Source organism: Saccharopolyspora endophytica, from assembly GCF_018070075.1.
GTDB classification, from domain to species: Bacteria; Actinomycetota; Actinomycetes; order Mycobacteriales; family Pseudonocardiaceae; genus Saccharopolyspora; species Saccharopolyspora endophytica.
In genome coordinates, this window is the sequence record NZ_JAGPXE010000002.1 from 642127 (window position 1) to 665161 (window position 23035).

General features: G+C 70.3%; 23 protein-coding genes. 16 read left to right on the forward strand and 7 right to left on the reverse strand.

The features are described from left to right. Window positions 1-2 precede the first annotated feature (2 nt). Complete coding sequence (locus KBO27_RS07020) at window positions 3-857, reverse strand: enoyl-CoA hydratase (protein ID WP_210969100.1); 855 nt, start codon at window positions 855-857, stop codon at window positions 3-5. Between the two features lie 104 nt (window positions 858-961). Between KBO27_RS07020 and KBO27_RS07025 the strand changes: the two genes are divergently transcribed. From KBO27_RS07025 to KBO27_RS07035, 3 genes are read left to right on the forward strand one after another with little or no spacing between them, the layout of a single operon-like run. After that, window positions 962-2152, forward strand: coding sequence for an acyl-CoA dehydrogenase family protein (locus KBO27_RS07025; RefSeq protein ID WP_210969101.1), 1191 nt, complete (start codon window positions 962-964; stop codon window positions 2150-2152). After that, complete coding sequence (locus KBO27_RS07030; protein ID WP_132678869.1) at window positions 2149-2922, forward strand: SDR family oxidoreductase; 774 nt, start codon at window positions 2149-2151, stop codon at window positions 2920-2922. Before KBO27_RS07025 ends, KBO27_RS07030 begins: the two co-directional genes overlap by 4 nt. Before the next feature lie 44 nt (window positions 2923-2966). After that, window positions 2967-3593, forward strand: a complete 627-nt coding sequence (locus KBO27_RS07035) for a TetR/AcrR family transcriptional regulator (RefSeq protein ID WP_307870273.1) — start codon at window positions 2967-2969, stop codon at window positions 3591-3593. Window positions 3594-3687: 94 nt separating this feature from the next. On the opposite strand, the gene KBO27_RS07040 is transcribed toward KBO27_RS07035, so the two are convergent. From KBO27_RS07040 to KBO27_RS07055, 4 genes are read right to left on the reverse strand one after another with little or no spacing between them, the layout of a single operon-like run. Further along, entirely contained in the window at window positions 3688-4740 is a 1053-nt protein-coding gene (locus tag KBO27_RS07040; RefSeq protein ID WP_210969273.1) for an NAD(P)H-dependent flavin oxidoreductase, read from the reverse strand. A gap of 11 nt (window positions 4741-4751) precedes the next feature. Continuing rightward, a complete protein-coding gene (locus tag KBO27_RS07045) occupies window positions 4752-5495 on the reverse strand; it encodes a CoA-transferase subunit beta (RefSeq protein WP_210969102.1) in 744 nt (247 codons plus the stop codon). Continuing rightward, complete coding sequence (locus KBO27_RS07050; protein ID WP_210969103.1) at window positions 5492-6361, reverse strand: CoA transferase subunit A; 870 nt, start codon at window positions 6359-6361, stop codon at window positions 5492-5494. Before KBO27_RS07050 ends, KBO27_RS07045 begins: the two co-directional genes overlap by 4 nt. Then, entirely contained in the window at window positions 6362-7111 is a 750-nt protein-coding gene (locus KBO27_RS07055) for an enoyl-CoA hydratase family protein (protein WP_210969104.1), read from the reverse strand. 94 nt (window positions 7112-7205) lie between these two features. On the opposite strand from KBO27_RS07055, the gene KBO27_RS07060 reads away from it, so the two are divergent. The 3 genes from KBO27_RS07060 (at window position 7206) to KBO27_RS07070 (ending at window position 10223) form a co-directional block, all read left to right on the forward strand. Continuing rightward, window positions 7206-7958 (forward strand): SDR family oxidoreductase, encoded by a 753-nt coding sequence (locus KBO27_RS07060; RefSeq protein ID WP_210969105.1) that lies wholly within the window; start codon window positions 7206-7208, stop codon window positions 7956-7958. A 284-nt stretch (window positions 7959-8242) separates the two neighbouring features. Next, window positions 8243-9139, forward strand: coding sequence for an SDR family oxidoreductase (locus tag KBO27_RS07065; RefSeq protein ID WP_210969274.1), 897 nt, complete (start codon window positions 8243-8245; stop codon window positions 9137-9139). A 55-nt stretch (window positions 9140-9194) separates the two neighbouring features. Further along, a complete protein-coding gene (locus KBO27_RS07070; RefSeq protein ID WP_307870274.1) occupies window positions 9195-10223 on the forward strand; it encodes an MBL fold metallo-hydrolase in 1029 nt (342 codons plus the stop codon). Here the strand turns inward: KBO27_RS07070 and kstR are convergent. Then, entirely contained in the window at window positions 10209-10817 is a 609-nt protein-coding gene (kstR, locus tag KBO27_RS07075) for a cholesterol catabolism transcriptional regulator KstR (RefSeq protein ID WP_210969107.1), read from the reverse strand. The two genes, KBO27_RS07070 and kstR, sit on opposite strands and share 15 nt — an antisense overlap. Window positions 10818-10988: 171 nt before the next feature. On the opposite strand from kstR, the gene KBO27_RS07080 reads away from it, so the two are divergent. The 3 genes from KBO27_RS07080 to KBO27_RS07090 are packed head-to-tail and all read left to right on the forward strand — an operon-like array spanning window position 10989 to window position 14012. Beyond that, window positions 10989-12245, forward strand: coding sequence for a glycosyltransferase family 4 protein (locus KBO27_RS07080; RefSeq protein WP_210969108.1), 1257 nt, complete (start codon window positions 10989-10991; stop codon window positions 12243-12245). A gap of 2 nt (window positions 12246-12247) precedes the next feature. Next, window positions 12248-12961 (forward strand): methyltransferase domain-containing protein, encoded by a 714-nt coding sequence (locus tag KBO27_RS07085; RefSeq protein WP_307870283.1) that lies wholly within the window; start codon window positions 12248-12250, stop codon window positions 12959-12961. Continuing rightward, window positions 12948-14012, forward strand: coding sequence for a prenyltransferase (locus KBO27_RS07090; RefSeq protein WP_210969110.1), 1065 nt, complete (start codon window positions 12948-12950; stop codon window positions 14010-14012). Before KBO27_RS07085 ends, KBO27_RS07090 begins: the two co-directional genes overlap by 14 nt. A gap of 234 nt (window positions 14013-14246) precedes the next feature. Here the strand turns inward: KBO27_RS07090 and KBO27_RS07095 are convergent, their stop codons facing one another. Beyond that, complete coding sequence (locus tag KBO27_RS07095) at window positions 14247-14930, reverse strand: class I SAM-dependent methyltransferase (RefSeq protein ID WP_307870275.1); 684 nt, start codon at window positions 14928-14930, stop codon at window positions 14247-14249. Between the two features lie 113 nt (window positions 14931-15043). Here KBO27_RS07095 and KBO27_RS07100 point away from each other — a divergent pair, with 113 nt between their 5' ends. The 7 genes from KBO27_RS07100 (at window position 15044) to KBO27_RS07130 (ending at window position 22994) form a co-directional block, all read left to right on the forward strand. Beyond that, window positions 15044-17143 carry an acyl-CoA dehydrogenase family protein gene (locus KBO27_RS07100; RefSeq protein WP_210969111.1) on the forward strand — a complete coding sequence of 700 codons (2100 nt, stop codon included), beginning with the start codon at window positions 15044-15046 and terminating at the stop codon, window positions 17141-17143. Window positions 17144-17255: 112 nt separating this feature from the next. Then, window positions 17256-18311, forward strand: coding sequence for an acyl-CoA dehydrogenase family protein (locus KBO27_RS07105; protein ID WP_210969112.1), 1056 nt, complete (start codon window positions 17256-17258; stop codon window positions 18309-18311). 9 nt (window positions 18312-18320) lie between these two features. Continuing rightward, a complete protein-coding gene (locus KBO27_RS07110; RefSeq protein ID WP_210969113.1) occupies window positions 18321-19475 on the forward strand; it encodes an acyl-CoA dehydrogenase family protein in 1155 nt (384 codons plus the stop codon). A 13-nt stretch (window positions 19476-19488) separates the two neighbouring features. After that, entirely contained in the window at window positions 19489-20448 is a 960-nt protein-coding gene (locus KBO27_RS07115; RefSeq protein ID WP_210969114.1) for a bifunctional MaoC family dehydratase N-terminal/OB-fold nucleic acid binding domain-containing protein, read from the forward strand. Between the two features lie 70 nt (window positions 20449-20518). Continuing rightward, the gene (locus tag KBO27_RS07120; RefSeq protein WP_210969115.1) at window positions 20519-20944 is read left to right on the forward strand and encodes a MaoC family dehydratase; all 426 of its coding nucleotides are present in this window, start codon (window positions 20519-20521) and stop codon (window positions 20942-20944) included. Continuing rightward, window positions 20941-22107, forward strand: a complete 1167-nt coding sequence (locus tag KBO27_RS07125) for a lipid-transfer protein (RefSeq protein ID WP_210969116.1) — start codon at window positions 20941-20943, stop codon at window positions 22105-22107. The genes KBO27_RS07120 and KBO27_RS07125 overlap by 4 nt, the downstream gene beginning before the upstream one ends. Before the next feature lie 110 nt (window positions 22108-22217). After that, window positions 22218-22994, forward strand: a complete 777-nt coding sequence (locus KBO27_RS07130) for a 2-keto-4-pentenoate hydratase (protein ID WP_210969117.1) — start codon at window positions 22218-22220, stop codon at window positions 22992-22994. Window positions 22995-23035 lie beyond the last annotated feature (41 nt).

Here is a 23035-nt window from a genome sequence, read left to right on the forward strand (position 1 = left end):
GCTCACCCACGTTCCTGGTTGGACTTCTTCATGCTGCGCGCGTCCATGCCCGCCAGGGAGTCCTTGCCGACCTCGGCGTTGTGCGCGTGGGCGAAGTGGTGCAGCCCGAACGCGGAGTCCATGCCGTTGTGCATGCCCATCAGGTCCTCGGCCTGGTTGATCGCCTTCTTGGTCAGCGACAGCCCGAACATCGGCATCTCCGCGACGGTGTCGGCGAGGCTCATCGTCGTGTCGGAGAGCTCCTCGCGCGGCACCACCTGGTTGACCATGCCGATCTCGTAGGCCCGCTGCGCGCTCATCCGCTTGCCGGTGAACAGGAACTCCTTGGCGATCCGCGGTCCGAGCATCCACGGGTGGGCGAAGTACTCCACTCCGGGGATGCCCATCTTCACCACGGGATCGGCGAAGAACGCGTCGTCGCTGGCGACGATCAGGTCGCACACCCACGCCAGCATCAGGCCGCCGGCCACGCACGCGCCCTGCACGGAGGCGATGGCGGGCTTGGGCATCTCGCGCCAGCGGCGGCACATGCCCAGGTAGACCTCCTGCTCGCGGGCGAAGCGCGACTCGCCGCCGGTGTGCTTGGTGTGGTCCCACCACAGGCCCGCCCGGCGGGGGTAGCTGACGTCGATGTCGCGTTCGGGAGACCCGATGTCGTGACCGGCGGAGAAGTGCTTGCCCTCGCCGGCCAGCACGATCACCTTGACCCGGTCGTCCTCGCAGGCACGGTAGAAGGCGTCGTCGAGCGCGTAGGTCATCACCGAGTTCTGGGCGTTGCGGTAGTCGGGCCGGTTCATCGTCACCACGGCGACCTGGTCGCGGACCTCGTAGTGGACGACCCCTCGTTCTGCTGCCATCGGGCGCTCCTAGCTCGGCCTTGCGATTGCGGCACGTCGAGGTTAGCCGAACAAGCAAGTGCTTGGTAGAGTGCCGACGCGGGAACGACGCCGAGGAGGCGGTTGTGGACCTCACCGACAGCGCCGAGGAAGCGGCCTTCCGCCGCGAAGTCCGGCAGTGGTTGTCCGAGAACCTGACCGGCGAGTTCGCCGAAGCGCGCGGACTCGGCGGGCCCGGGCGCGAGCACGAGGGATTCGACGTGCGGCTCGCGTGGGACCGGCTGCTCGCCGAGCACGGGTGGACGTGCCTGGGGTGGCCCCGGGAGTTCGGCGGGCGCGAAGCCGGCGTCGGCCAGCAGGTCATCTTCCACGAGGAGTACGCCCGCGCGCAGGCACCGGTGCGCGTCGGCCACATCGGCGAGGAACTGCTCGGGCCCACGCTGATGGCTTTCGGCAGCCCCGAGCAGCAGAAGCGGTTCCTGCCCGAGATCGTCGGCGCGCGCGAGCTGTGGTGCCAGGGCTACTCCGAGCCCGGCGCGGGCTCCGACCTCGCCAACGTCGCCACCACCGCCCGCTTGGAGGGCGACGAGTGGGTGCTCAACGGCCAGAAGGTGTGGACGTCGATGGCGCACGTCGCCGACTGGTGCTTCGTGCTCGCCCGCACCGACTCAGAACAGCGCCGCCACCAGGGGCTGTCCTACTTCCTGGTGCCGATGGACCAGCCCGGCATCCGGGTGCGCCCGATCGTGCAGCTCACCGGCACCTCGGAGTTCAACGAGGTGTTCTTCGACGACGCCCGCACCGCGGCCGGGCACGTCGTCGGCGAGGTCGGGCAGGGCTGGAAGGTCGCGATGGGCACGCTCGGGTTCGAGCGCGGCATCGGAACCGTCGATCAGCAGGTCGTCTTCCGCCGCGAGCTCGCCGAGATCACCGAGCAGGCCCGCGCCAACGGCGCCCTCGACGACCCGCTGCTGCGCGACCGCATCGCCCGCGCCTGGACCGACCTGGAAGCCCTGCGCTGCACCGTGTTCCGGCTGCTCGGCGCCGAAGGGCCGCCCGGTCCCGAATCGTCGGTGGTCAAGCTGCTGTGGTCGAACTTCCACCGCGAGCTCGGTGAGCTCGCCATGGCGGTCGCCGGCCCCGACGGGCTCGTCGCCCAGGGTGCGCCCTACGACCTCGACAGCCGTCAGCGGCTGTTCCTGTTCACCCGCGCCGACACGATCTACGGCGGCTCCAACGAGATCCAGCGCAACATCATCGCCGAGCGGGTGCTCGGCCTGCCGCGCGAACCCCGACCTCAGGAGGGCACCCGATGACCCAGGCACCGCCCGCGCACGGACTGCTCAACGGCAAGACCGCGGTGGTCACCGCCGCGGCAGGCACCGGAATCGGCTCGGCGGTCGCGCGCCGGATGCTCGAAGAGGGCGCCCAGGTGCTCATCAGCGACCGGCACGAGCGCCGGCTCGCCGAGACCTGCGCGGAACTCGCCGAGCTGCCCGGCGCCAAGGTCGCCTCGGTGGCCTGCGACGTCACCGACGAGTCCCAGGTGCAGCGCATGTTCGACACCGCGACCAGCACCTTCGGTCAGGTCGACGTGGTGGTCAACAACGCCGGCCTGGGCGGCACGGCCTCGATCCTGGAGATGACCGACGAGCAGTGGGACAAGGTCGTCGATGTCACCCTCGGCGGCACCTTCCGCTGCACGCGCGCCGCGACCCGGCTCTTCCGCGACCAGGGAAACCCCGGTGTCGTGGTCAACAACGCCTCCGTCGTCGGCTGGCGGGCGCAGGCCGGGCAGTCCCACTACGCGGCCGCCAAGGCCGGGGTCATGGCCCTGACCCGCTGCGCCGCGATGGACGCCGCCGAGCTCGGCGTCCGGATCAACGCCGTGGCCCCGAGCCTGGTGATGCACGAGAACCTGGCCAAGGTCACCTCCGACGACCTGCTGGCCACGCTCACCCAGCGCGAGGCGTTCGGCCGCTCCGCCGAGCCGTGGGAGATCGCCAACGTGATCGTCTTCCTCGCCTCGGACTACTCGACCTATCTCACCGGCGAGGTCATCTCGGTCTCCAACCAGCACCCATGACCCTCCGGCGCGCAACGCCGCGGCGGCTTTGAGAGGATGGTCTCGTGGTCTCGACCAAGCGCTTGTCCGCACGCAACCGCCCGGCGCGGGAGAACGGCTCCGAACGCCGAGCCGAACTGCTCGCCATCGCCGGCGAGCTGTTCGCCACCCGTGGGTTCCTCGCGACCACGGTCCGCGACATCGCCGACGCCGCGGGCATCCTCTCCGGCAGCCTCTACCACCACTTCGACTCCAAGGAGGCGATGGTGGACGAGATCCTGCGCGAGTTCCTCGACGACCAGCGGCAGGCCAACGCCAAGATCATCGAGGAGGCCGAGGACCCGCGCACCGCGCTGACCGAGCTGATCAAGCGGTCCTACGCGGCGCTGCGCCAGCACCCGGCCGCGATCGCGATCTTCCAGAACGAGGCCAACTACCTGGCCCAGTTCGAGCGCTTCGACTACCTGCCCGGCGTGGCCGACGAGTTCGAGAAGACCTGGCTGAAGGTCCTCCAGGAAGGGCAGAAGAGCGGGGTCTTCCGGGAAGACCTCAACGCCAAGCTCACCTACCGCTTCATCCGCGACACCGTGTGGACCACGGTCCACTGGTTCAACCCCAACGGGAAGCTGAGCATCAAGTCCATCGCGGACCAGTACATCAACATCCTCTGCGACGGCATCGTCACCCGCTGACCAGCACCAACACACCCGGCCGCGTGGGGGGATTCGAATTTCGCGCGAAATTCGAGTGCGAACTTTCGCGGTCGAATTTCGCGCGAAATTCGAATCAGGCGCTGAGCGCGCCGGTCCGGCGGAGGGTGTCGCGGGCCTCCGTGATGAGGGTGTCGATCAGCTTCTCGCAGCTGGGGAGCTCGTCGATCATGCCGACGACCTGGCCTGCGGGGAGGACGCCGGCTTCCGGGTGGCCGTCGACCAGGGCCGATTTGATGAGCATCGGAGTGTTGGCGGCCAGCAGGACGCGGTGCAGCGGGAGCTTCTGGGCCTTGCGCATGGCCAGCCCGTCGGTGACGAGCTGCCGCCAGGTCATGCCGGTGAGCGACTTGAACGCCACCGCCTGGCGCAGCGCGTCGGGAAGACGCCGGAGCAGGCCCCGCGACTCGGCGGACTCGGTGAGATCGGTGCGCAGCATCCGGTGCGGCAGACCGTCCACCTCGGACGTGACGACTGTGTCGCCGACCTGCGCCTCCAGGTAGGAGCGCTTGACCTCGTCGGGGACCCGGCTGTCGGTGGTGAGCAGGAAGCGGGTCCCCATCGCCACCCCCGCCGCGCCGTAGCACAGCGCGGCGGCCAGGCCGCGGCCGTCGAAGAACCCGCCCGCGGCGATGACCGGGATGTCCACCGCGTCCACCACCTGCGGCAGCAGCAGGGTCGTGGCCACCGCGCCGGTGTGCCCGCCGCCCTCGCCGCCCTGCACCAGCACCGCGTCCGCGCCCCACGCCGCGACCTTCTCGGCGTGCCTGCGGGCGCCGATGGACGGGATCACCACGACCCCGGCGTCCTTGAGCTTGCCGATGAGCCGCTGCGACGGCGCGAGCGCGAACGAGGCCACCTTCACGCCCTCGCGGATGAGCAGGTCGACGCGCTCCTCCGCGTCGCCGGCGTCGGCGCGCAGGTTCACCCCGAACGGCTCGCCGGTGCGCTCCTTGACCTCGCGGACCGCGTCGGTGAGCTGCGGCAACGTCATCGTCGCCGAGGCCAGCACGCCCAGACCGCCCGCGTTCGCCGTCGCCGAGACCAGGCTCGGCCCGGCCACCCAGCCCATGCCCGTCTGCACGATCGGGTGGCGCACACCGGTCAGGTCGCACAGCGGCGTGCGCAGCAGCTGCTCGGTCACGCCGGAACCTCCTTGTCCCGCAACCCCTTCGGATCGATCCGGTCGCGGATCAGGGCGAGCTCGTCCTCGGTCGGCAAGCGGGTCTCGGCGACCTCGTCGACGGCGAGCTCGAACCCGGTCTTCTCCCGCACCTCGTCCACGCTCACGCCAGGGTGCACCGAACGCAGCCGCATCGAGCCGTCCGGGCCCTGGAAGTCCAGCACCGCCAGGTCGGTCACCACGACCTGCACGTCGTGGTACTTCGCGCCGACCTGACGCGCCCGGTCGTGCCCGACACCGGCCACCAGGTCCACGGATTCGACGAAGATCTTGGTGCTGTGCTGGGGGATCCAGTAGTTCGTGGTGTGGTTGACCGAGTTGCCCGGCGCCCCGCGCACCCCGATCAGCTGCACCTTGGGCTGCGCCCAGTCGCCGATGCGGGAGATGTTCTGGTTGCCGAACCGGTCCACCTGCGAGGCGCCCATCATCACCCGGCGCTTCCCGCCGGCCAGCAGGTCCAGGACCTTGCCGTAGGGCAGCCAGCCCTCCACGGTGGCGGTGGATTCCTCGCCCAGCGGCGGGGTTTCGGCGATCAGCATCGCCTCGCCGTCGGACAGCAGCAGGTCGGGGGCGCTGGTCAACCGGGCCAGCCGGGCGCCGATCGAGGGGATGGTGCCGAACGGCGAGGCGATGGCCGACCCCGCGTCGGCGAAGCTGTCGGCGCAGGCCACCGCGCAGACCTCGGCTCTGCTGATCGTCATGCCGGCACCTCCGCGCTCGCGTGGAACTTCTCGACCGCCGCCTGGTAGTCCGCCTCGTCCCCGTCGAGGAACTCCGCGCGGAACGCCTCCCACTGGCCGGGTTTCGCGCTGGCGACGTAGTGCCGCTGGAACGCCTCGTCGCGGCCGTAGTCGGGCACGCAGCTGGTGAAGTGCGCGCCGTGGGGCGTTTCCACCACGCCCTGCGGGTGGAGCCGGTTGATCAGCAGCGACTGCGGGGGAGCGGTCTCGGTGAGCTCCTCGGTCGCCACGATCCGCTCGCAGCTGAGGAAGCTGGTCTCGGCCGCCGCGCACATCAGGTCGTCGAAGTACGGGTCGGGGCCGAGGTACTGGCCGTTGCCGTAGCGGTCGGCGCGGTTCATGTGCACCAGCGCGACGTCGAGGTTCAGCGCCGGCATCGCGACCAGTTCCTCGTCGTCGGCGTAGGGGGAGCGCACGGTGCGCAGCTCCGGGTTCAGCGCCATCACGTCGGAACCGAGCCCGGCGCGCGTGGGCAGGAACGGCAGTCGTGCCGCGGCCGCGCGGAGTCCCGCCAGCACCATGCCCTCGTCGTACTCGGCCACGTCGAGCTCGCCGCGCTGGCGGGCCGCCCGGAAGTGCGGGTCGAGCGGGATCGAGTCCAGCGACACGAAACCGTAGACGACCTCGCGGAGTTTGCCTGCGGCGCACAGCAATCCGACGTCCGGACCGCCGTAGGACACCAGCGTCAGGTCCTTGAGGTCGGAGCGCAGGATCGCGCGCACCAGCGCCATCGGCTTGCGCCGGGAACCCCAGCCGCCGATGCCGATCGTCATGCCGTCGCGCAGGTGGGAGACCACCTCGTCGACGGTCAGCTGCTTGTCCTGCACCTACGCCTCCTTCTCGCGGCCGAACTCGGCGCGGATCTCGTCCGACACCCCGGTGAGGTTGAGCTCGAAGGTGAAGCCCTGCTCGAACCGGTAGCTGCGGTTGACGTCCACCGGGTCGATGCCGTTGAGCGCGGCCTTGGCCTTGCGGATCACCAGCGGGTTCTTGGCCGCGATGTCGGCGGCCACCTCCAGCGCGGCGTCCAGGAGTCCTTCGCGCCCGACGACCGCGTGCACCGAACCGAACTCGGCCAGCTGCTGCGCGGTGGCCGTCTTCCCGGTGTAGAACATGGCGCGCATCATGTGCTGCGGCACCAGGCGGGACAGGTGCGTGGCAGCGCCGAGGGCTCCTCTGTCCACCTCCGGCAGGCCGAAGGTCGCGTCGTCGCTGGCGACGATCACGTCGGAGTTGCCGACCAGGCCGATGCCGCCGCCCACGCAGAACCCCTGCACCGCGCTGATCACCGGCACCGGGCACTCGTAGACGGCCTTGAACGCCTCGTAGCAGCCGTTGTTGACGGCGACGAGCTTGTCGTGGCCGGGGTCGGCGGCCAGTTCCTTGATGTCCACACCCGCGTTGAAGCCGCGTCCCTCGGCGCGCAGCACCACGACCCGGGTCTGCGGATCGGCACCGCTGTCGCGCAGCGCCTCGGCGAGGTCGAACCAGCCCTTGACCGGCAGTGCGTTCACCGGTGGGTGGTCGACGGTGAGGACGACGATTCCGCTGTCCCGCCGTTCGATTTGCGTGCCCATGCCACCTGCCAAACCTAGCACTTGTTTGGTTGGCTTGTTACCGTAGCAACACCGCAGGACACCCCGCCAGGGGCGAGAACGCAGGGAGCGGCGGATGGGCATCGAGATCGACCTCACCGGCCGGGTCGTGCTGGTGACGGGGGGAACGCGGGGCCTCGGCGCGGGCATCGCCGAGACGTTCCTGCGCGCCGGGGCGGAGGTCCACGTCTGCGCCCGCACACCCGTCGACGAGCTGCCCTCGCACGGTTCGGCCACCGCACACTTCGCGCAGGTCGACGTCCGGGAGAGCGAGCAGGTCGCCGAGCTGATCGGCAACATCCGGCAGCGCTCCGGGCGGCTGGACGTGCTGGTCAACAACGCGGGTGGCACTCCGGTCGCCGACACCGCCGGCACGTCGATCCGGTTGCACCGCAAGGTGGTCGAGCTGAACCTGATCGCGCCGCTGCTGCTCGCTCAGCACGCGCGGGACGCGCTCGTGGAGTCCGGGGGCTCGGTCATCAACATCAGCAGCGTCTCCGGTCGTCGTCCCTCACCCGGCACCGCGGCCTACGGAGCCGCCAAGGCGGGTCTGGACAACCTCACCGGCACGCTCGCCCAGGAACTCGCACCCGACGTGCGCGTCAACGGCGTGGTCGTGGGCCTGGTCCGCTCGGAGGACCAGGCCGACCACTACGGCGAGGCGGACCTGAGCTCGATCGTCCCCATGGGACGCCTGGCCGAGCCGTCCGACGTCGGCAACGCCTGCCTCTTCCTGGCTTCACCGCTGGCCTCGTACGTCACCGGTTCGACGCTCACCGTCGACGGTGGAGGCGAACGAACGGCCTACCTCAACGCAATCCGCTCCTGACCACAACAACCCCGAGCCCGGCACCCTCCCCACGGACCCCCCGATTTCAGTGGAAGTTCGGGACAGGGGCGGGGTTCCGGATTTCAGTGGAAGTTCGGGACAGGGGCGGGGTTCCGGATTTCAGTGGAAGTTCGGGACAGGGGCGGGGTTCCGGATTTCAGTGGAAACCCGGGTCCTGGTTTCAGTGGAAACCCGGGTCCTGATTTCCACTGAAATCCGGGGTGGGGTGGGTTGGCAGACGCCGGTGTTGGGTGCCGGCAACGACTTTTAGGAGGACGAACGTGATCTGTGAGGACAGGGTCGTCATCGTGACCGGGGGTGCGCGCGGACTCGGCCGGGCGCACGCCGTGGAGTTCGCGCGGCAGGGGGCGAAGGTCGTCGTGAACGACATCGGGGTGCAGTTGGACGGCAGCGGGGGTGACGGGTCCGCGGCCGCGGAGGTCGCCGACGAGATCCGGGCCCTCGGCGGTGAGGCCGAGGTGCACGGGGCCGACGTCGCGGACTGGGGTCAGGCGCGGGAGCTCGTGGAGTTCGCCGTCGAGCGGTTCGGGCGGTTGGACGTGCTGGTCAACAACGCCGGGTTCGTGCGCGACCGGATGTTCGTCAACATCGCCGAGGACGAGTGGGACCAGGTCATCCGCGTCCACCTCAAGGGCCACGCCGCCACCATGCGGCACGCCGCGCAGCACTGGCGCGACCGCGCCAAGGCGGGCGAGGTGGTGCAGGCGCGGATCATCAACACCACCTCGGGCGCGGGCCTGCTCGGCAGCATCGGCCAGACCAACTACGCCGCGGCCAAGGCCGGGATCATCGCGCTCACCCTCAACACCGCCGCCGAACTCTCCCGCTACGGCGTCACCGTCAACGCCATCGCACCGTCGGCGCGCACCCGCATGACCGAGACCGTCTTCGCCGACATGATGGCCCAGCCGGACCAGGGATTCGACGACATGGCGCCGGAAAACGTCTCACCGCTGGTGGCCTGGCTCGGCAGCGCCGACTCCGCCGAGGTCACCGGCCGGGTCTTCGAGGTCGCCGGTGGCGACATCACCGTCGGAACCGGCTGGACCCGAGGACCGTCGCGCGATGCGGGCCGACGCTGGGACGCCGGCGAACTCGGCCCCGTGGTGGCGGAACTGCTCGCCAAGGCCCCCGTTCCCGACCCCGTCTACGGCACCTGAGGAAGCGGAGTGGTACATCTCTTTGAAGAAGTTCGTCAAAACTCGGAGGACAGCGGTGAGCGATCGGCACGCGTGGATCGAGCCCGGCGTGGAACAGGTCGGGCCCGGCGTGCACCGGATTCCGCTGCCGCTGCCCAACGACGGACTCCGGGCGGTCAACGTCTACGCCATCGAGGACTCCGACGGGCTGGTGCTCATCGACTCCGGCTGGGCGCTGGAAGAAGCACGCACCCAGCTGGAGAAGGGTCTCGGCGAGATCGGCTACGACTTCGCCGACGTGCAGCGGTTCCTGGTGACCCACGTGCACCGCGACCACTACACGCTCGCGGTGCAGCTGCGCCGCACCTTCGGCTCCAAGATCAGCCTCGGCGCCGGTGAGCAGCCCACGATGGACGCGATCCTCCGAGGCGGCACCGAACTCGCCGAGATGCGGCGGCTGCAGCGCTGGGGTGCGCAGGAGCTGCTCGGCAAGCTCGCGGAGGCCTACGGCGGCGCACCGCCGGAGCGCAAGGGGGAGAACCCCTACGAGCAGCCGGACGAGTGGCTGCACGGCAAGGTCGAGATTCCGCTGGGGTCGCGCACCCTGCTCGCCGTGCCGACACCCGGGCACACCCGGGGACACGTGGTGTTCCTCGACGCCGACTCCTCGACGCTGTTCTCCGGCGACCACATCCTGCCGCACATCACGCCCTCGATCGGCGTCGAATCGGCGCGCCCGGAACTGCCGCTCGGCGACTTCCTGGACTCGCTGCGGCTCATGCAGACCTACCCGGACCTGCGGTTGCTGCCCGCGCACGGGCCCGTCGGCGGCAGCTCCCACCAGCGCATCGACGAGCTGCTGCGCCATCACGACGAGCGCCTGCAGCAGACGGCCGAGGTCGTCCGCGACGGCGCGGGAACCGCCTACGAGGCGGCCCTCAAGCTCGGCTGGACGCGGCGCGACAAGGACTTCGCCGACCTCGACCTGTTCAACCAGGTGCTGGCGGTCGGCGAGACGAGCGCGCACCTCGACCTCCTGGTCACGCGCGGCGAACTCACCGCCACCGCGAACGATGATGTCGTGGAGTACTCAGGCCAGCAGTAGCCGCACGGTCAGTTCGAGCCGGTTGGACACGTCGGTGGCCGAGGCGCGGCGGGTCACCCACGCGACCAGGTTGGACAGCCAGACGTCGCCGATGACCCGCGCGATCGCCCGCTGCTCCTCGGTGGGCTCGTCGGGTGTCATGGCCTGGGTGAACAGCTGCTCCATCAGCAGCGCCACGGTGTCGACCTCGTTGGCCACCGAGGTGTCGGCGAACATGAACGCCCTGGTCATCGCCTCGGTCAGCTCCGGGTTGCGCTGGAGCTGGCGGGTGGTGCGGTTGAGCACGTGCAGCACCCGGTCGTAGGGCGTGTCGCCGGGGATCTTCGAGCGGTCCATCTTCTCCTGCTCGCGCGCGAACTCCCGCGCCAAGCCGACCACCAACAGGTGAATCTTGGAGGGGAAGTAGCGGTACAGGGTGCCCAGTGCGACATCGGCCTTCTCGGCGACCGCGCGCATCTGCACCGCGTCGTAACCGCCCTTGCTGGCCAGCGCGATGGTGGCGTCGATGATGCGCTTGCGCCGCTCGGCCTGCGCCGTGGTGCCGGTGTTGCTGCCGCCCCGGAGCGCTTCCAGCACGTTCTGCGAGCTTTCCATGGGCGGGGCTCTCCTTGAACAGTCGACGGACATCAGGTGACGGCGAAGCGTGTTCGTCGCCACGCGACTCATCGTGCGGGGCTACCAACGGGTTAAGGTAAGCGGGTTACCTCGACCGAAACATGTTCCAGTCTACCCAGCCCGCGGCCCCCGGGCAGTGTGAGGTGAATCGTGCGGATCGCGTTGCTTTCCTATCGAAGCAAGCCGCATTGCGGCGGACAGGGTGTCTACGTCCGCTACCTCAGCCGCGGCCTCGCCGAGCTGGGACATCACGTCGAGGTGTTCTCCGGTCAGCCCTACCCGGACCTGGACCCCGGCGTGGACCTGACGCCCGTGGACAGCCTCGACCTCTACAACGACGACGACCCGTTCCGCACCCCGCACTGGCGCGAGCTGCGCGACCACATCGACCTGCTCGAGGTCGGCACCATGTGGACCGCGGGGTTCCCCGAACCGATGACGTTCAGCATGCGCGCGGCGCGGCTGCTCAAGGCCCGCTCGCACGAGTTCGACGTGGTGCACGACAACCAGTGCCTCGGTTCGGGTCTGCTCTCCCTGCAGCGCGCCGGGATTCCGCTGGTCGCCACCGTCCACCACCCGATCACCCACGATCGCCGGGTCGACCTCGCCGCTGCCAAGGGCTGGCGCAAGCTCACCGTGCACCGCTGGTACGGCTTCACCCGGATGCAGGCCCGCGTCGCCCGCCAGATCCCGCAGCTGCTGACCGTGTCGCAGAACTCCGCGGACGACATCCGCGAGGACTTCGGGGTCAGCCCCGAGCAGCTGCGCGTCGTGCCGCTGGGCGTGGACGCCGATGTGTTCAAGCCCCCGGCCAAGCCGCGCGTTCCCGGTCGCATCGTGGCCATGGCCAGCGCCGACACCCCGATGAAGGGCGTCGGCACGCTGCTGGAGGCCGTCGCGAAGCTGCGCACCGAACGCGAGGTCGAGCTGGTGCTGGTCAGCAAGCTGACCCCCGGCGGGCCGACCGAGCAGCGCATCGAGGAGCTGGCCATCGGCGACGTGGTGCGCACCGTCAAGGGCATCAGCGACGAGGAGCTGGCCGAGCTGCTGGGTTCCGCCGAGGTCGCGAGCGTGCCCTCGCTCTACGAGGGGTTCTCGCTGCCGACCGTGGAGGCGATGGCCTGCGGCACGCCGCTGGTCGCCAGCCGCGCCGGTGCGATCCCCGAGGTCGTCGGGCCCGACGGGGAGTGCGCCGACCTGGTGCCGCCGGGCGACGCCGAAGCGCTGGCCGAGGCGCTGGCCCGGCAGCTGGACTCGCCGGAGCATCGCGCCCGGCTCGGCGCCAACGGGCGCGAGCGAGTGCTGGCCCGCTACAGCTGGAAATCCGTGGCAGCGGCGACCGTCGACTGCTACGCCGAAGCGATCTCGCGCAGCCCGCGCGGTGGGAAGGGAGCAACGCGTTGCTGACGGTGGACTTCGACAGGCTCGGTGTGCGGCCGGGACAGCGGGTGCTGGACCTGGGTTGCGGCGGTGGCCGGCACGCCTTCGAGCTGTACCGGCGCGGCACCGACATCACCGCCTTCGACCAGGACGTCGAAGAGCTGGAGAACGTCGCCGCGATGTTCGCCGCGATGAAGGACGAGGGCGAGGTGCCCGAGGGCGCCAAGGCCCAGACGGTCTCCGGTGACGCGCTGGCCCTGCCGTTCGCCGACGGCGAGTTCGACGTCGTCATCGCCTCGGAGATCATGGAGCACATCCCCGAGGACGAGAAGGCGATGCGCGAGCTCGTCCGCGTGGTCAAGCCGGGCGGACGCGTCGTGGTCACCGTCCCGCGCGCCTGGCCGGAGCGGATCTGCTGGGCGCTGTCCGACGAGTACCACCAGGTCGAGGGCGGCCACGTGCGGATCTACTCCGCCGACGAGCTGATCGGCAAGCTCACCGACGCCGGGCTGCGCTACGCCTTCCGCGACTACGCGCACGCGCTGCACTCGCCGTACTGGTGGATCAAGTGCGCGGTGGGCACCGACAACAACGATCACCCGCTGGCCAAGGCGTACCACGCGTTCCTGGTGTGGGACATGATGAAGGCGCCGTGGATCTCGCGGACCGCGGAGCAGCTGCTCAACCCGGTCGCGGGCAAGAGCATCGCGATCTACCTGGGCAAACCTCGTGCCGGCGCCTGAGCTGCCGGGCGTCGTCTCCGCGGAGGCGCTCGTCCAGACCGGCAAGGCCATCGCGTCCGTTCAGCTCCCCTCGGGGGAGATCCCGTGGTTCCCGGGTGGTCACACCGACCCGTGGGACCACGTGGAGTGCGCGATGGCGCTGTCGGTGATCGGGCAGCTCGTGGAGGCGGAGCGGGCGTACGAGTGGCTGCGCGCCACCCAGCGCTCCGACGGCTCGTGGCCCCTTCAGGTGCGCGACGGCGTGGTCGAGGACGCCGGCGCCGACACCAACTACTGCGCCTACCCGGCGGTGGGCGTCTGGCACCACGTGCTGATCACCGGCGACGAGGAGTTCGCCGAGCGGATGTGGCCGATGGTGCGCGACGCCATCGACTTCGTGCTCACCGCGCAGCACCGGCGCGGTGAGATCGACTGGGGCATCGGTGAAGCCGGTCCGACCGGTGAGGCGCTGCTGTCGGGCAGCTCCAGCATCCACCAGAGCCTGCGGTGCGCGCTGGCGCTGGCCGACCGCGTCGGCGTGCCGCAGCCGAGCTGGGAGGTGGCCGTCGGCCGCCTCGGGCACGCGCTGCGCAGGCATCCGGAGGCGTTCACGCCGAAGACCCGGTACTCGATGGACTGGTACTACCCGATCCTCGGCGGTGCCGTCCGGGGTGAGGCCGGGCTGCGGCGCATCGACGAGCGCTGGGACGACTTCGTCGTGGCGGACCTGGGCATTCGCTGCGTCGACGACCACCCGTGGGTCACCGGCGCCGAGACCTGCGAGCTCGTGCTGGCCCTGGACGCCTTGGGCGAGCACGACCGAGCCGTGCAGCAGCTGGCCGCGATGCAGCACCTGCGGGACCCCGACGGTTCCTACTGGACGGGCTACGTCTTCGCGGATCAGAAGCGCTGGCCGGAGGAGCAGTCCTCCTGGACCGCCGCGGCGGTCATCCTCGCTGCGGACGCCCTGACCCGAACCAGCCTGGGCAACGGCATCTTCCGAGGCGAAGAACTCCCCACCGGACTCCCGGTCGAGAACGCCGCCTGCTGCGAGTACGAACGCACCCGCTGACGCGGAGACACCCCACCCGACCGGCGAAAACCACCTGGTCGAGTGGGGTTTTTCCAATTTCGCGCGAAATTCGACCCGTCCGAACACCCTCACAATTTCGCGCGAAATTCGAATCCTCCCCCGCGCTCGGGCGTGTAGTGCCTGGTCAGGAGGTGTGGCTCGAATTTCGCGCGAAGTTCGAGCGTGAGGCTCGGAGCTCGAACTTCGCGCGAAATTGGAACGGGTGGGTCGGGGTCAGGGCAGGGAGCCGGGTTCGCCCGCGGTGCGTTCGAGGACGCGCATCGAGCCGGTGACCCGGGTTTCGGTGAAGGCTCCGGTGGCCAGGGCCCGGCGGTAGATGTTGTACGGGGCCTGGCCGCCGTCCTCCGGGTTCGGGAAGACGTCGTGGATGACCAGCGCGCCGCCCGGGACGAGCCAGTGGGACCAGCCCTCGTAGTCGGTGATGGCGGCTTCCTCGGTGTGCCCGCCGTCGATGAACAGCAGCCTCAGCGGCGTGCGCCAGAACTCGGCGATCGCGCCGGAGCGGCCGACGACGGCGGTGACCTCGTCCTCCAGGCGCGCCCGCGCGATGGTGCGGCGGAACTCGCCGAGGGTGTCGAGCTTGCCGATGGTGGGGTCCACCAGGTCCGGGTCGTGGTACTCCCAGCCGGGCTGGTGCTCCTCGGAGCCGCGGTGGTGGTCGACGGTGACGATCCGGCCGCCGGTGCGCCGCGCGGCGGCGCCCAGGAAGATCGTGGACTTCCCGCAGTAGGTGCCGATTTCGACGCCGACCCCGGTGCCGAGGTAGGTCGTGGCGGTCTCGTGCAGCGCCAGTCCCTCGTCGGTGGGCATGAACCCGGTCGCCTGCTCGGCGAGGTCGAGCAGTTCCGCAGGCATCGACGGGTGGTGCTCGCGGTCGGTGGTCGATCCCTGCGTCACGTGGTGCCTCTTTCGAATCGGTACTGATGCGCATTGCAGCGTACCCGGTCCACCCGCTAGCTTGTTAGAACATGTTCTAATTCTCGCAGTGCGGGCGCGGACGAGGAGGCGTAGTGCCGATCGCGATCACCGAGGAGCAGCGGGCCCTGCAGGAGTCCATCCGGTCGTGGGCCGAGGGGTTGGGCACCGATCCGGTGCGCAAGCTGGAGAACGCCGACGCCCCGGTCTGGCACGAGCAGGAGACCTGGACCGGCCTGACCGAGATCGGCGTGTTCTCGTTGATCACCGAAGGTCTCGGCACGCTGACCGACCTCGCCTCCGGACTGGAGCAGGCCGCCGACGCGCTGGTGCCCGGCCCTGTCTGGTCCACCGCCGTGACCGTCGCGCTGCTCGGCGAGGCCGACTTCGCCGAGGGCCGGGCCACTGCGGCGGTCGCGCTGGAGCCCGGTGAGCTCGTCGGTGCCGAAACCGGTGGCGGGCTGGTGGTTTCCGGTCGCGTCGCGGCCGTCGCGGGCGCCACCGGCGTGACGCACCTGCTGCTGTGCGCCCGGGTGGACGACCGGGACGTGTGGTTCCTGGTCGAGGCCGAGCGGGCGGAGCTGCGAGCGCGCCCGTCGCTGGACGTGTCCCGCCCGGTCGCGGAGGTCGTGCTGCGCGACGTCACGATCCCGGCCACCCACGTCGTCGGTGAACGGGACGTGCGCGATCTCGCGGTCACGCTCGCGGCCGCCGAGGCCGTCGGGATCGCCGGCTGGTGCCTGCGCACCGCCGTCGAGCACGCGGGCACCCGCGAGCAGTTCGGGCAGGTCATCGGCTCGTTCCAGGCCGTCAAGCACCTCTGCGCGCGCATGCTGTGCGAGGTGGAGAAGGCCACCGCCCTGGCCTGGGACGCCGCCCGAGCCGCCGAGGACGCCCCGGAGGAGCACCCGCTGGCCGCCGCCGCGGCCGGAGCCGCCGTCTTCGACGCCGCGGTGGAGGTCGCCAAGGACTGCATCCAGGTGCTCGGCGGCATCGGGTTCACCTGGGAGCACGACGCCCACCTCTACCTCCGCCGCGCGCTGGCGCTGCGCCAGACCGTCGGTGGTTCGGCGGGTTGGCGCCGTCGCGTCGCCGAGCTGTCGGCCTCCGGCGTGCGGCGGAGGCTGAGCCTGTCCGCCGAGCTCCCCGAGGAACGGCGCGGTGAGATCCGCGGCGCGGTCGAGGAGATCGCGGCGCTCTCCCCGCAGCGGCAGCGGGAGCGGCTCGCCGAGACGGGCTACCTCGCCCCGCACTGGCCCCAGCCCTACGGCTGCGGAGCCGGTCCCCACGAGCAGCTGCTCATCGACGAGGAGCTGGACCGGGCGGGCGTGCGACGCCCCGACATGGTGGTGGGCAACTGGGCGGTGCCGACGATCGTCGAGCACGGCACCGACGCCCAGCGCGAGCGGTTCGTCTGGCAGACGCTGCGCGGCGAGATCACCTGGTGCCAGCTGTTCTCCGAGCCGGGAGCGGGTTCCGACCTCGCCGGGCTGCGCACCAAGGCCGAACGCGTCGACGGCGGCTGGAAGCTGACCGGCCAGAAGGTGTGGACCTCCCTCGCGCAGGAAGCCGACTGGGGCATCTGCCTGGCCCGCACAGATCCGGACGCGCCGAAGCACCGCGGTATCAGCTACTTCCTGGTCGACATGGCCTCGGAGGGCATCACCGTCCGGCCGCTGCGGGAGATCACCGGCGTGGAGCGGTTCAACGAGGTGTTCCTCGACGACGTCTTCGTCCCCGACGAGTGCCTGGTCGCCGAACCGGGTCAGGGCTGGAAGCTCGCGCGCACCACGCTGGCCAACGAACGCGTCGCGCTCGGCGGCGGGTCGAGCCTCGGCCAGGAGGTCGAACGGCTGCTGGCCGCCTCCGGGGACGCCGACCCGTCGCTGCGCGAACGCCTCGGCGGTGCGGTGGTGGACGGCCTGGCCGGTTCGCTGCTGCGCCTGCGGGCGACGCTGCGCAGCCTGCACGGGCGGGGACCGGGCGCGGAGTCCAGCGTCGAGAAGCTGCTGGGCGTGTGGCACCGCCAGAACGTGGCCGAGCTCGGGGTCGAGATGCTCGGCACCGAGGCGCTGGTGATGGAGGCCGAGCCGGTGCACGAGGTGTTGCTGACCCGCGCCCTGTCGATCGCCGGTGGCACGACCCAGATCCTGCTCAACGTGGTCGCCGAGCGAATCCTCGGACTGCCTCGCTGATCGCTCCCGCGGTCGGCTCGCTCGTGCGTGCCGAGGCTTGCGCCGGAGCTTGCTCAGGCGGTAGAAGTAGAACAAGTTTCACAACGTGGCCAGGGTTGGTCTAGGGGGCGGGATGGAGTTCACGCTCGGAGAGACGCAGCAGGCAGTGCGGGATCTGGCGGCCGAAGTTCTGGCACGGGAGACCGAGCGGGCCGCCGCCTCAACTGGAATCGGTTTCGACGAGTCGGTGTGGAAGGCGCTCGGCGAGTCCGGCCTGCTGTCGCTGCCCGTGCCCGAGCGCCTCGGCGGTGCCGGGCTCGGCCCGCTGGAGGTCGGTCTGGTGCTCGCCGAGGTCGGCAAGGCCGGGGTCGGCGTTCCGGCGCTGGCGACCCTCGCCCTCGGCGTCCTGCCCATCGCCAGGCACGCCGAGCAGGCTCAGCAGGAGCGGCTGCTCACCGAACCCGGACGGGTGTTCAGCGCGGCGCTCAACGAGGTCTCCGACCCGCTGCCCGCGAAACCCCGCACCACGGCGGAGGGAACGCGCGTCACCGGGCGCAAGACCGGTGTCCTGCACGCCGACAGCGCGCACCGGTTGCTGGTGTCGGCGAGCACCGAGCACGGCCCCGCGATCGTGCTGGTCGATCCGCACGCCGACGGCGTCACGCTGCACTCGGTGAAGTCCTCGGTCGGCACCGAATGGGTCGTCGACCTCGACGGCGTCGACGGCGAAATCCTCGGCGCACCAGGCGAATCGGTCCTCCAGGACGTGCACGACTGCGCGCTGGCCGGCATGTGCGCGCTCGGCGACGGCGCCGTGGCGGGAGCGCTGGAGCTCACCGCCGAGCACCTGCGCACGCGTCACCAGTTCGGCAAGCCGCTCGCGGCGTTTCAGGCCGTCGCGCAGCAGATCGCCGACGTCTACGTGGTCAACCGGACCCTGCACCTCGCGGCGCTGTCGGCGTCCTGGCGGCTGGGCACCGGGCGCGAGGCGGGGGAGGACCTCGACGTCGCCGCGTTCTGGCTCACCGACCAGGCGCCTGCGGCGATGCACACCTGCCACCACCTGCACGGCGGACTCGGCGTGGACATCACCTACCCGATGCACCGCTACTACTCGCAGGTCAAGGATCTGGCGCGGCTCGCAGGCGGCGCCGCGCACCGCGTCGACGTCCTCGCCCGACACGCCTGAGGAGAAGCCGTGTTCATCGAACTCACCGAGGAGCAGCGGGAGCTGCAGGCCGAACTGCGGGAGTACTTCAGCAACCTCGTCACCGACGAGGAGCGCGCGGCCCTCGCCGTGGACCGGCACGACGAGGCGCACCGCGCGGTGGTGCGCCGGATGGGCCGCGACGGCTGGCTGAGCGTGGGATGGCCCGAGGAGTACGGCGGGCGCGGCTTCGGGGACGTCGAGCAGTACATCTTCGCCAACGAGGCCTCCCGCGCCGACGTGCAGCTGCCGTCGGTGACGCTGCAGACCGTGGGGCCGACCTTGCAGGCCTACGGCACCGAGGAGCAGAAGTCCTTCTTCCTGCCCAAGATCCTCGCCGGTGACGTGCACTTCGCGATCGGCTACACCGAACCCGAAGCGGGCACCGACCTCGCCTCGCTGCGCACCACGGCAGTGCGAGACGGCGACGAGTACGTGGTCAACGGGCAGAAGATCTTCACCACGGGAGGGCACGACGCCGACTACGTCTGGCTGGCCTGCCGCACGAATCCCGAGGCGCCCAAGCACAAGGGCATCTCGATCCTGATCGTCGACACCAGCGACCCCGGCTACTCCTGGACGCCGATCATCACCGCCGACGGCTCGCACCACGTCAACGCCACCTACTTCAACGACGTGCGGGTCCCGGCGTCGATGCTGGTGGGGGAGCAGGACCGGGGCTGGAAACTGATCACCACGCAGCTCAACCACGAGCGCGTCATGCTCGGTCCGTCCGGTCGCACCGGCGGGCTGCGCGAGCGCGTCCACGCGTGGGCGAGCGAGCGCGATCTGCTCGACCGTCCCGACGTGCGGAGGGTTCTCGCGCGGGTGCGGGCGTTCGAGCGGGTCAACGAACTGCTCAACTGGCAGGTCGCGGCCTCGGCGTCGCTCGGTCCGGTGGAGGTCGCCGACGCCTCGGCGACCAAGGTGTTCTCCTCCGAGGCCGTGCAGATGCTCGGCCGGGAGCTGGAGGAGATCGTCGGGCGGCACGGCGATCCGTCCGATGAGGACACCGCAGAACTGATGCACTGGCTGGACGTTCAGGCCAAGCGCAACATCGTGCTGACCTTCGGAGGCGGTGTCAGCGAGGTGCAGCGAGAACTGATCGCCACCGCCGGGCTGGGGCTTCCGCGGGTACCGCGCTGAGGAGGGGACTGTCATGACCAGCACCGAGGCCGACGAGATCCGCTTGGCGGCGAAGCGGATCGCCGAGCGCGGTTCGAGCGCACCGCGTCCCGCGCGCGATCCGGTCAACCTGCCGATGATCAACAACTGGGTCGAGGCGATGGGCGACGCCAACCCCGTCTACACCTCGGCGGAGGCCGCGGCCGAGTCCGTCCACGGTGGACTCGTGGCGCCGCCGGCGATGGCGCAGGTGTGGACGATGGGCGGGCTCAACCCGCAGCGCGACCCCGACGACCCGCTCTACGCCATGATGGGCGAGCTCGACGAGGCCGGGTACACCTCGGTCGTCGCGACCAACTGCGACCAGACCTACCACCGCTACCTCAGGCACGGTGAGCACGTCACGGTCACCACCAAGCTCGACTCGGTGGTCGGGCCGAAGACGACCGGGCTCGGCGAGGGCTGGTTCGTCACCACCCGCAACACCTGGTACGTCGGTGACGAGCCGGTGGCCGAGATGATGTTCCGGGTCCTGAAGTTCAAGCCGGCCGAAGCCGCCAGCGCTGAGGCAGCGCCGGAACCGGAGCCGCCGACCGAGGTCATCCGGCCCGCGATCAACCGCGACACCGCTTACTTCTGGGAGGGCACCGCCGCCGGAGAGCTGCGCATCCAGCGCTGCGGCGGGTGCGGGCTGCTGCGCCACCCGCCGGGACCGATGTGCCCGGAGTGCGGCGCCACCAAGCGCACGCACCTGGTGTCCGGCGGGCTCGGCGAGGTCTACAGCTACGTCGTGCACCACCGGCCGGCGATCCCGGGCAAGAAGCTGCCCCTGGTGATCGCGCTGGTCGAGCTCGACGAGGGCGTGCGGATCCTCGGCGAACTGCACGACGTCGAGCCCGACGAGGTGACCATCGGACAGCGCGTGCAGGTCGCCTACCAGCGGATCGACGACGAACTCACCTTGCCGTACTGGAAACCTTCGGAGGACGCATGAGCGACACTTCCGCTTCGCGTGCTCATTCGTCCGACCGGGTGCGGGTGTCCCGCAGAACACTGGAGACAGCATGACACTGGCGCGCACACGCACGGCAGGCGAGGTCGCGATCGGCGACGCGCTGCCGGAGGAACGCATCGACGCGACTCCCACCTTCATCGTCAGCACGGCCATCGCCACCCGCGACTTCCAGGACGTGCACCACGACCGGGACCTGGCGCAGGCCAAGGGTTCGAAGGACATCTTCCTCAACATCCTCACGACCACCGGTCTGGTGCAGCGCTACGTCACCGACTGGGCCGGACCGGAGGCGCTGGTGCGCGGGGTGTCGATCAAGCTCGGCGTGCCCTGCTACGCCTACGACGCGCTCACCATGCACGGGCAGGTGCTGGAACGCGGCGACAGCGTGTTCGTGGTCGAGGTGCTGGGGCGCAACCAGCTCGGCACCCATGTCACCGGCCGGGTGCGGCTGGAACTCCCGGAGGTGGCCCGATGACCTCAGGAAAGACCGCCATCGCCGGCATCGGCGCGACCGAGTTCTCCAAGGACTCCGGGCGCAGCGAGCTGCAGCTGGCCGCCGAGTGCGTGCGCGGTGCGCTGGCCGACGCCGGGATCGAACCGTCCGATGTGGATGGTCTGGTGACCTTCACGATGGACACCAACACCGAGGTCGCGGTGGCCCGCGAGGTCGGCATCCCGAACCTGAGCTACTTCAGCCGCATCCACTACGGCGGCGGCGCGGCCTGCGCCACGGTGCAGCAGGCGGCGATGGCGGTGGCGACCGGGATGGCCGAGGTCGTGGTCTGCTACCGCGCGTTCAACGAGCGCTCCGGGCAGCGGTTCGGCCAGTTCAACGCCGGGCTGTCCGGGCAGGCGACCTCCACGGGAGTGGACAACAGCTGGTCCTACCCGATGGGCCTGGGCACTCCGGGCGCGCAGGTGGCCATGTTCGCCCGCCGCTACATGCACTCCTACGGCGTGACCAGCGAGGACTTCGGCCGCATCGCGGTCGCCGACCGCAAGCACGCCGCCACCAACCCGAACGCCTGGTTCTACGAGCGCCCGATCACCTTGGAGGACCACCAGAACTCGCGGTGGATCACCGAGCCGCTGCGGCTGCTGGACTGCTGCCAGGAGAGCGACGGCGGGGTCGCGCTGGTGGTGACCAGCCTGGACCGCGCTCGCGACCTGGCCCACCCGCCCGCGGTCGTGGCGGGAGCGGCGCAGGGCAGCGGGCCGGACCAGTTCACCATGACCAGCTACTACCGCGACGACATCACCGGTCTGCCGGAGATGGGCCTGGTGGCGCGGCAGCTGTGGGAGCAGTCCGGGATCGGTCCGCAGGACGTGCAGGTCGGCATCCTCTACGACCACTTCACGCCGTTCGTGCTGGTCCAGCTCGAAGAGCTCGGGTTCTGCGGCCGGGGTGAGGCCAAGGACTTCATCGCCGACGGCGCCATCGAGCACGGCGGGCGGCTGCCGCTGAACACCCACGGCGGTCAGCTGGGGGAGGCCTACATCCACGGGATGAACGGCATCGCCGAGGCGGTCCGCCAGATCCGGGGAACGGCGGTCAACCAGGTCGATGAGGTGAACAACGTTCTGGTGACCGCGGGAACCGGCGTCCCGACCAGCGGACTCGTCCTCACAGCGAACTGAAACATGTTATAGATTTTGCCGCGTTGGGCGGTATGATGTAGCGCGTAACAGCACGTGAACCAGTTCCAGTGCGATGGGGAACCTGTTCCATTCGGTGTCGGGGAGGTCGAATGCTCAGTGCCGAGACCCGGGAAGGGCTCGCCGAGCGGTTGTGGCGGGCCGAGCGGGATCGGGCCCCGATCCCACCGCTGGTCGAGTCGCACCCGGACATCGACGTGGTCGACGCCTACGAGATCCAGCTGATCAACATCCGGCGCCGCGACATCGCCGTCGCCGGGCACAAGGTCGGGCTGTCCTCGCCGGCGATGCAGCAGATGATGGGCGTCGACGAACCCGATTACGGGCACCTGCTCGCCGACATGCGGTTGGCCCAGGACGTTCCGATCGATGCCCGCGCCTACTGCTACCCGCGCGTGGAGGTCGAGGTCGGATTCCTGCTGGCCGAGGACATCCCGCCGGACTGCGACGAGCAGGGCGTGCTGGAGCGCACCGAGGCGCTGATCCCCTCGATCGAGCTGATCGACAGCCGGATCCGCGACTGGCGCATCGGCATCGCCGACACCATCGCCGACAACGCCTCCTCCGCCGGCTACGTGCTCGGAGCGCAGCGGGTGGCGCCCGCCGAGCTCGATCCGCGAGGCATCGACGCCGTCCTGCAGCGCAACGGCGAGGTCGTCGCCGAGGGCCGTTCCGACGCGGTGCTGGGCAACCCCGCCACCGCGGTGGCCTGGCTGGCGAACAAGGTCGCCGGCTTCGGGGTGCGGCTGCGAGCCGGGAACGTCGTGCTGCCCGGCTCCTGCACCCGCGCCATCGACCTGCGACCGGGCGACGTCTTCCGCGCCGAGTTCACCGGTCTCGGCACCGTCGACCTCACCGCGAAACCTTAGGGGGTGCATCGAAGTGGCGGAGCCACTTTCTCTTGTGGCGA

Bases quoted from the DNA above. Each gene is read 5' to 3' on its own strand.
- KBO27_RS07020 (WP_210969100.1), bottom strand. From the start codon at position 857: ATGGCAGCAGAACGAGGGGTCGTCCACTACGAGGTCCGCGACCAGGTC.
- KBO27_RS07030 (WP_132678869.1), top strand. From the start codon at position 2,149: ATGACCCAGGCACCGCCCGCGCACGGACTGCTCAACGGCAAGACCGCG.
- KBO27_RS07045 (WP_210969102.1), bottom strand. From the start codon at position 5,495: ATGACGATCAGCAGAGCCGAGGTCTGCGCGGTGGCCTGCGCCGACAGC.
- KBO27_RS07055 (WP_210969104.1), bottom strand. From the start codon at position 7,111: ATGGGCACGCAAATCGAACGGCGGGACAGCGGAATCGTCGTCCTCACC.
- KBO27_RS07060 (WP_210969105.1), top strand. From the start codon at position 7,206: ATGGGCATCGAGATCGACCTCACCGGCCGGGTCGTGCTGGTGACGGGG.
- kstR (WP_210969107.1), bottom strand. From the start codon at position 10,817: ATGGAAAGCTCGCAGAACGTGCTGGAAGCGCTCCGGGGCGGCAGCAAC.
- KBO27_RS07105 (WP_210969112.1), top strand. From the start codon at position 17,256: ATGGAGTTCACGCTCGGAGAGACGCAGCAGGCAGTGCGGGATCTGGCG.
- KBO27_RS07115 (WP_210969114.1), top strand. From the start codon at position 19,489: ATGACCAGCACCGAGGCCGACGAGATCCGCTTGGCGGCGAAGCGGATC.
- KBO27_RS07120 (WP_210969115.1), top strand. From the start codon at position 20,519: ATGACACTGGCGCGCACACGCACGGCAGGCGAGGTCGCGATCGGCGAC.
- KBO27_RS07125 (WP_210969116.1), top strand. From the start codon at position 20,941: ATGACCTCAGGAAAGACCGCCATCGCCGGCATCGGCGCGACCGAGTTC.
- KBO27_RS07130 (WP_210969117.1), top strand. From the start codon at position 22,218: ATGCTCAGTGCCGAGACCCGGGAAGGGCTCGCCGAGCGGTTGTGGCGG.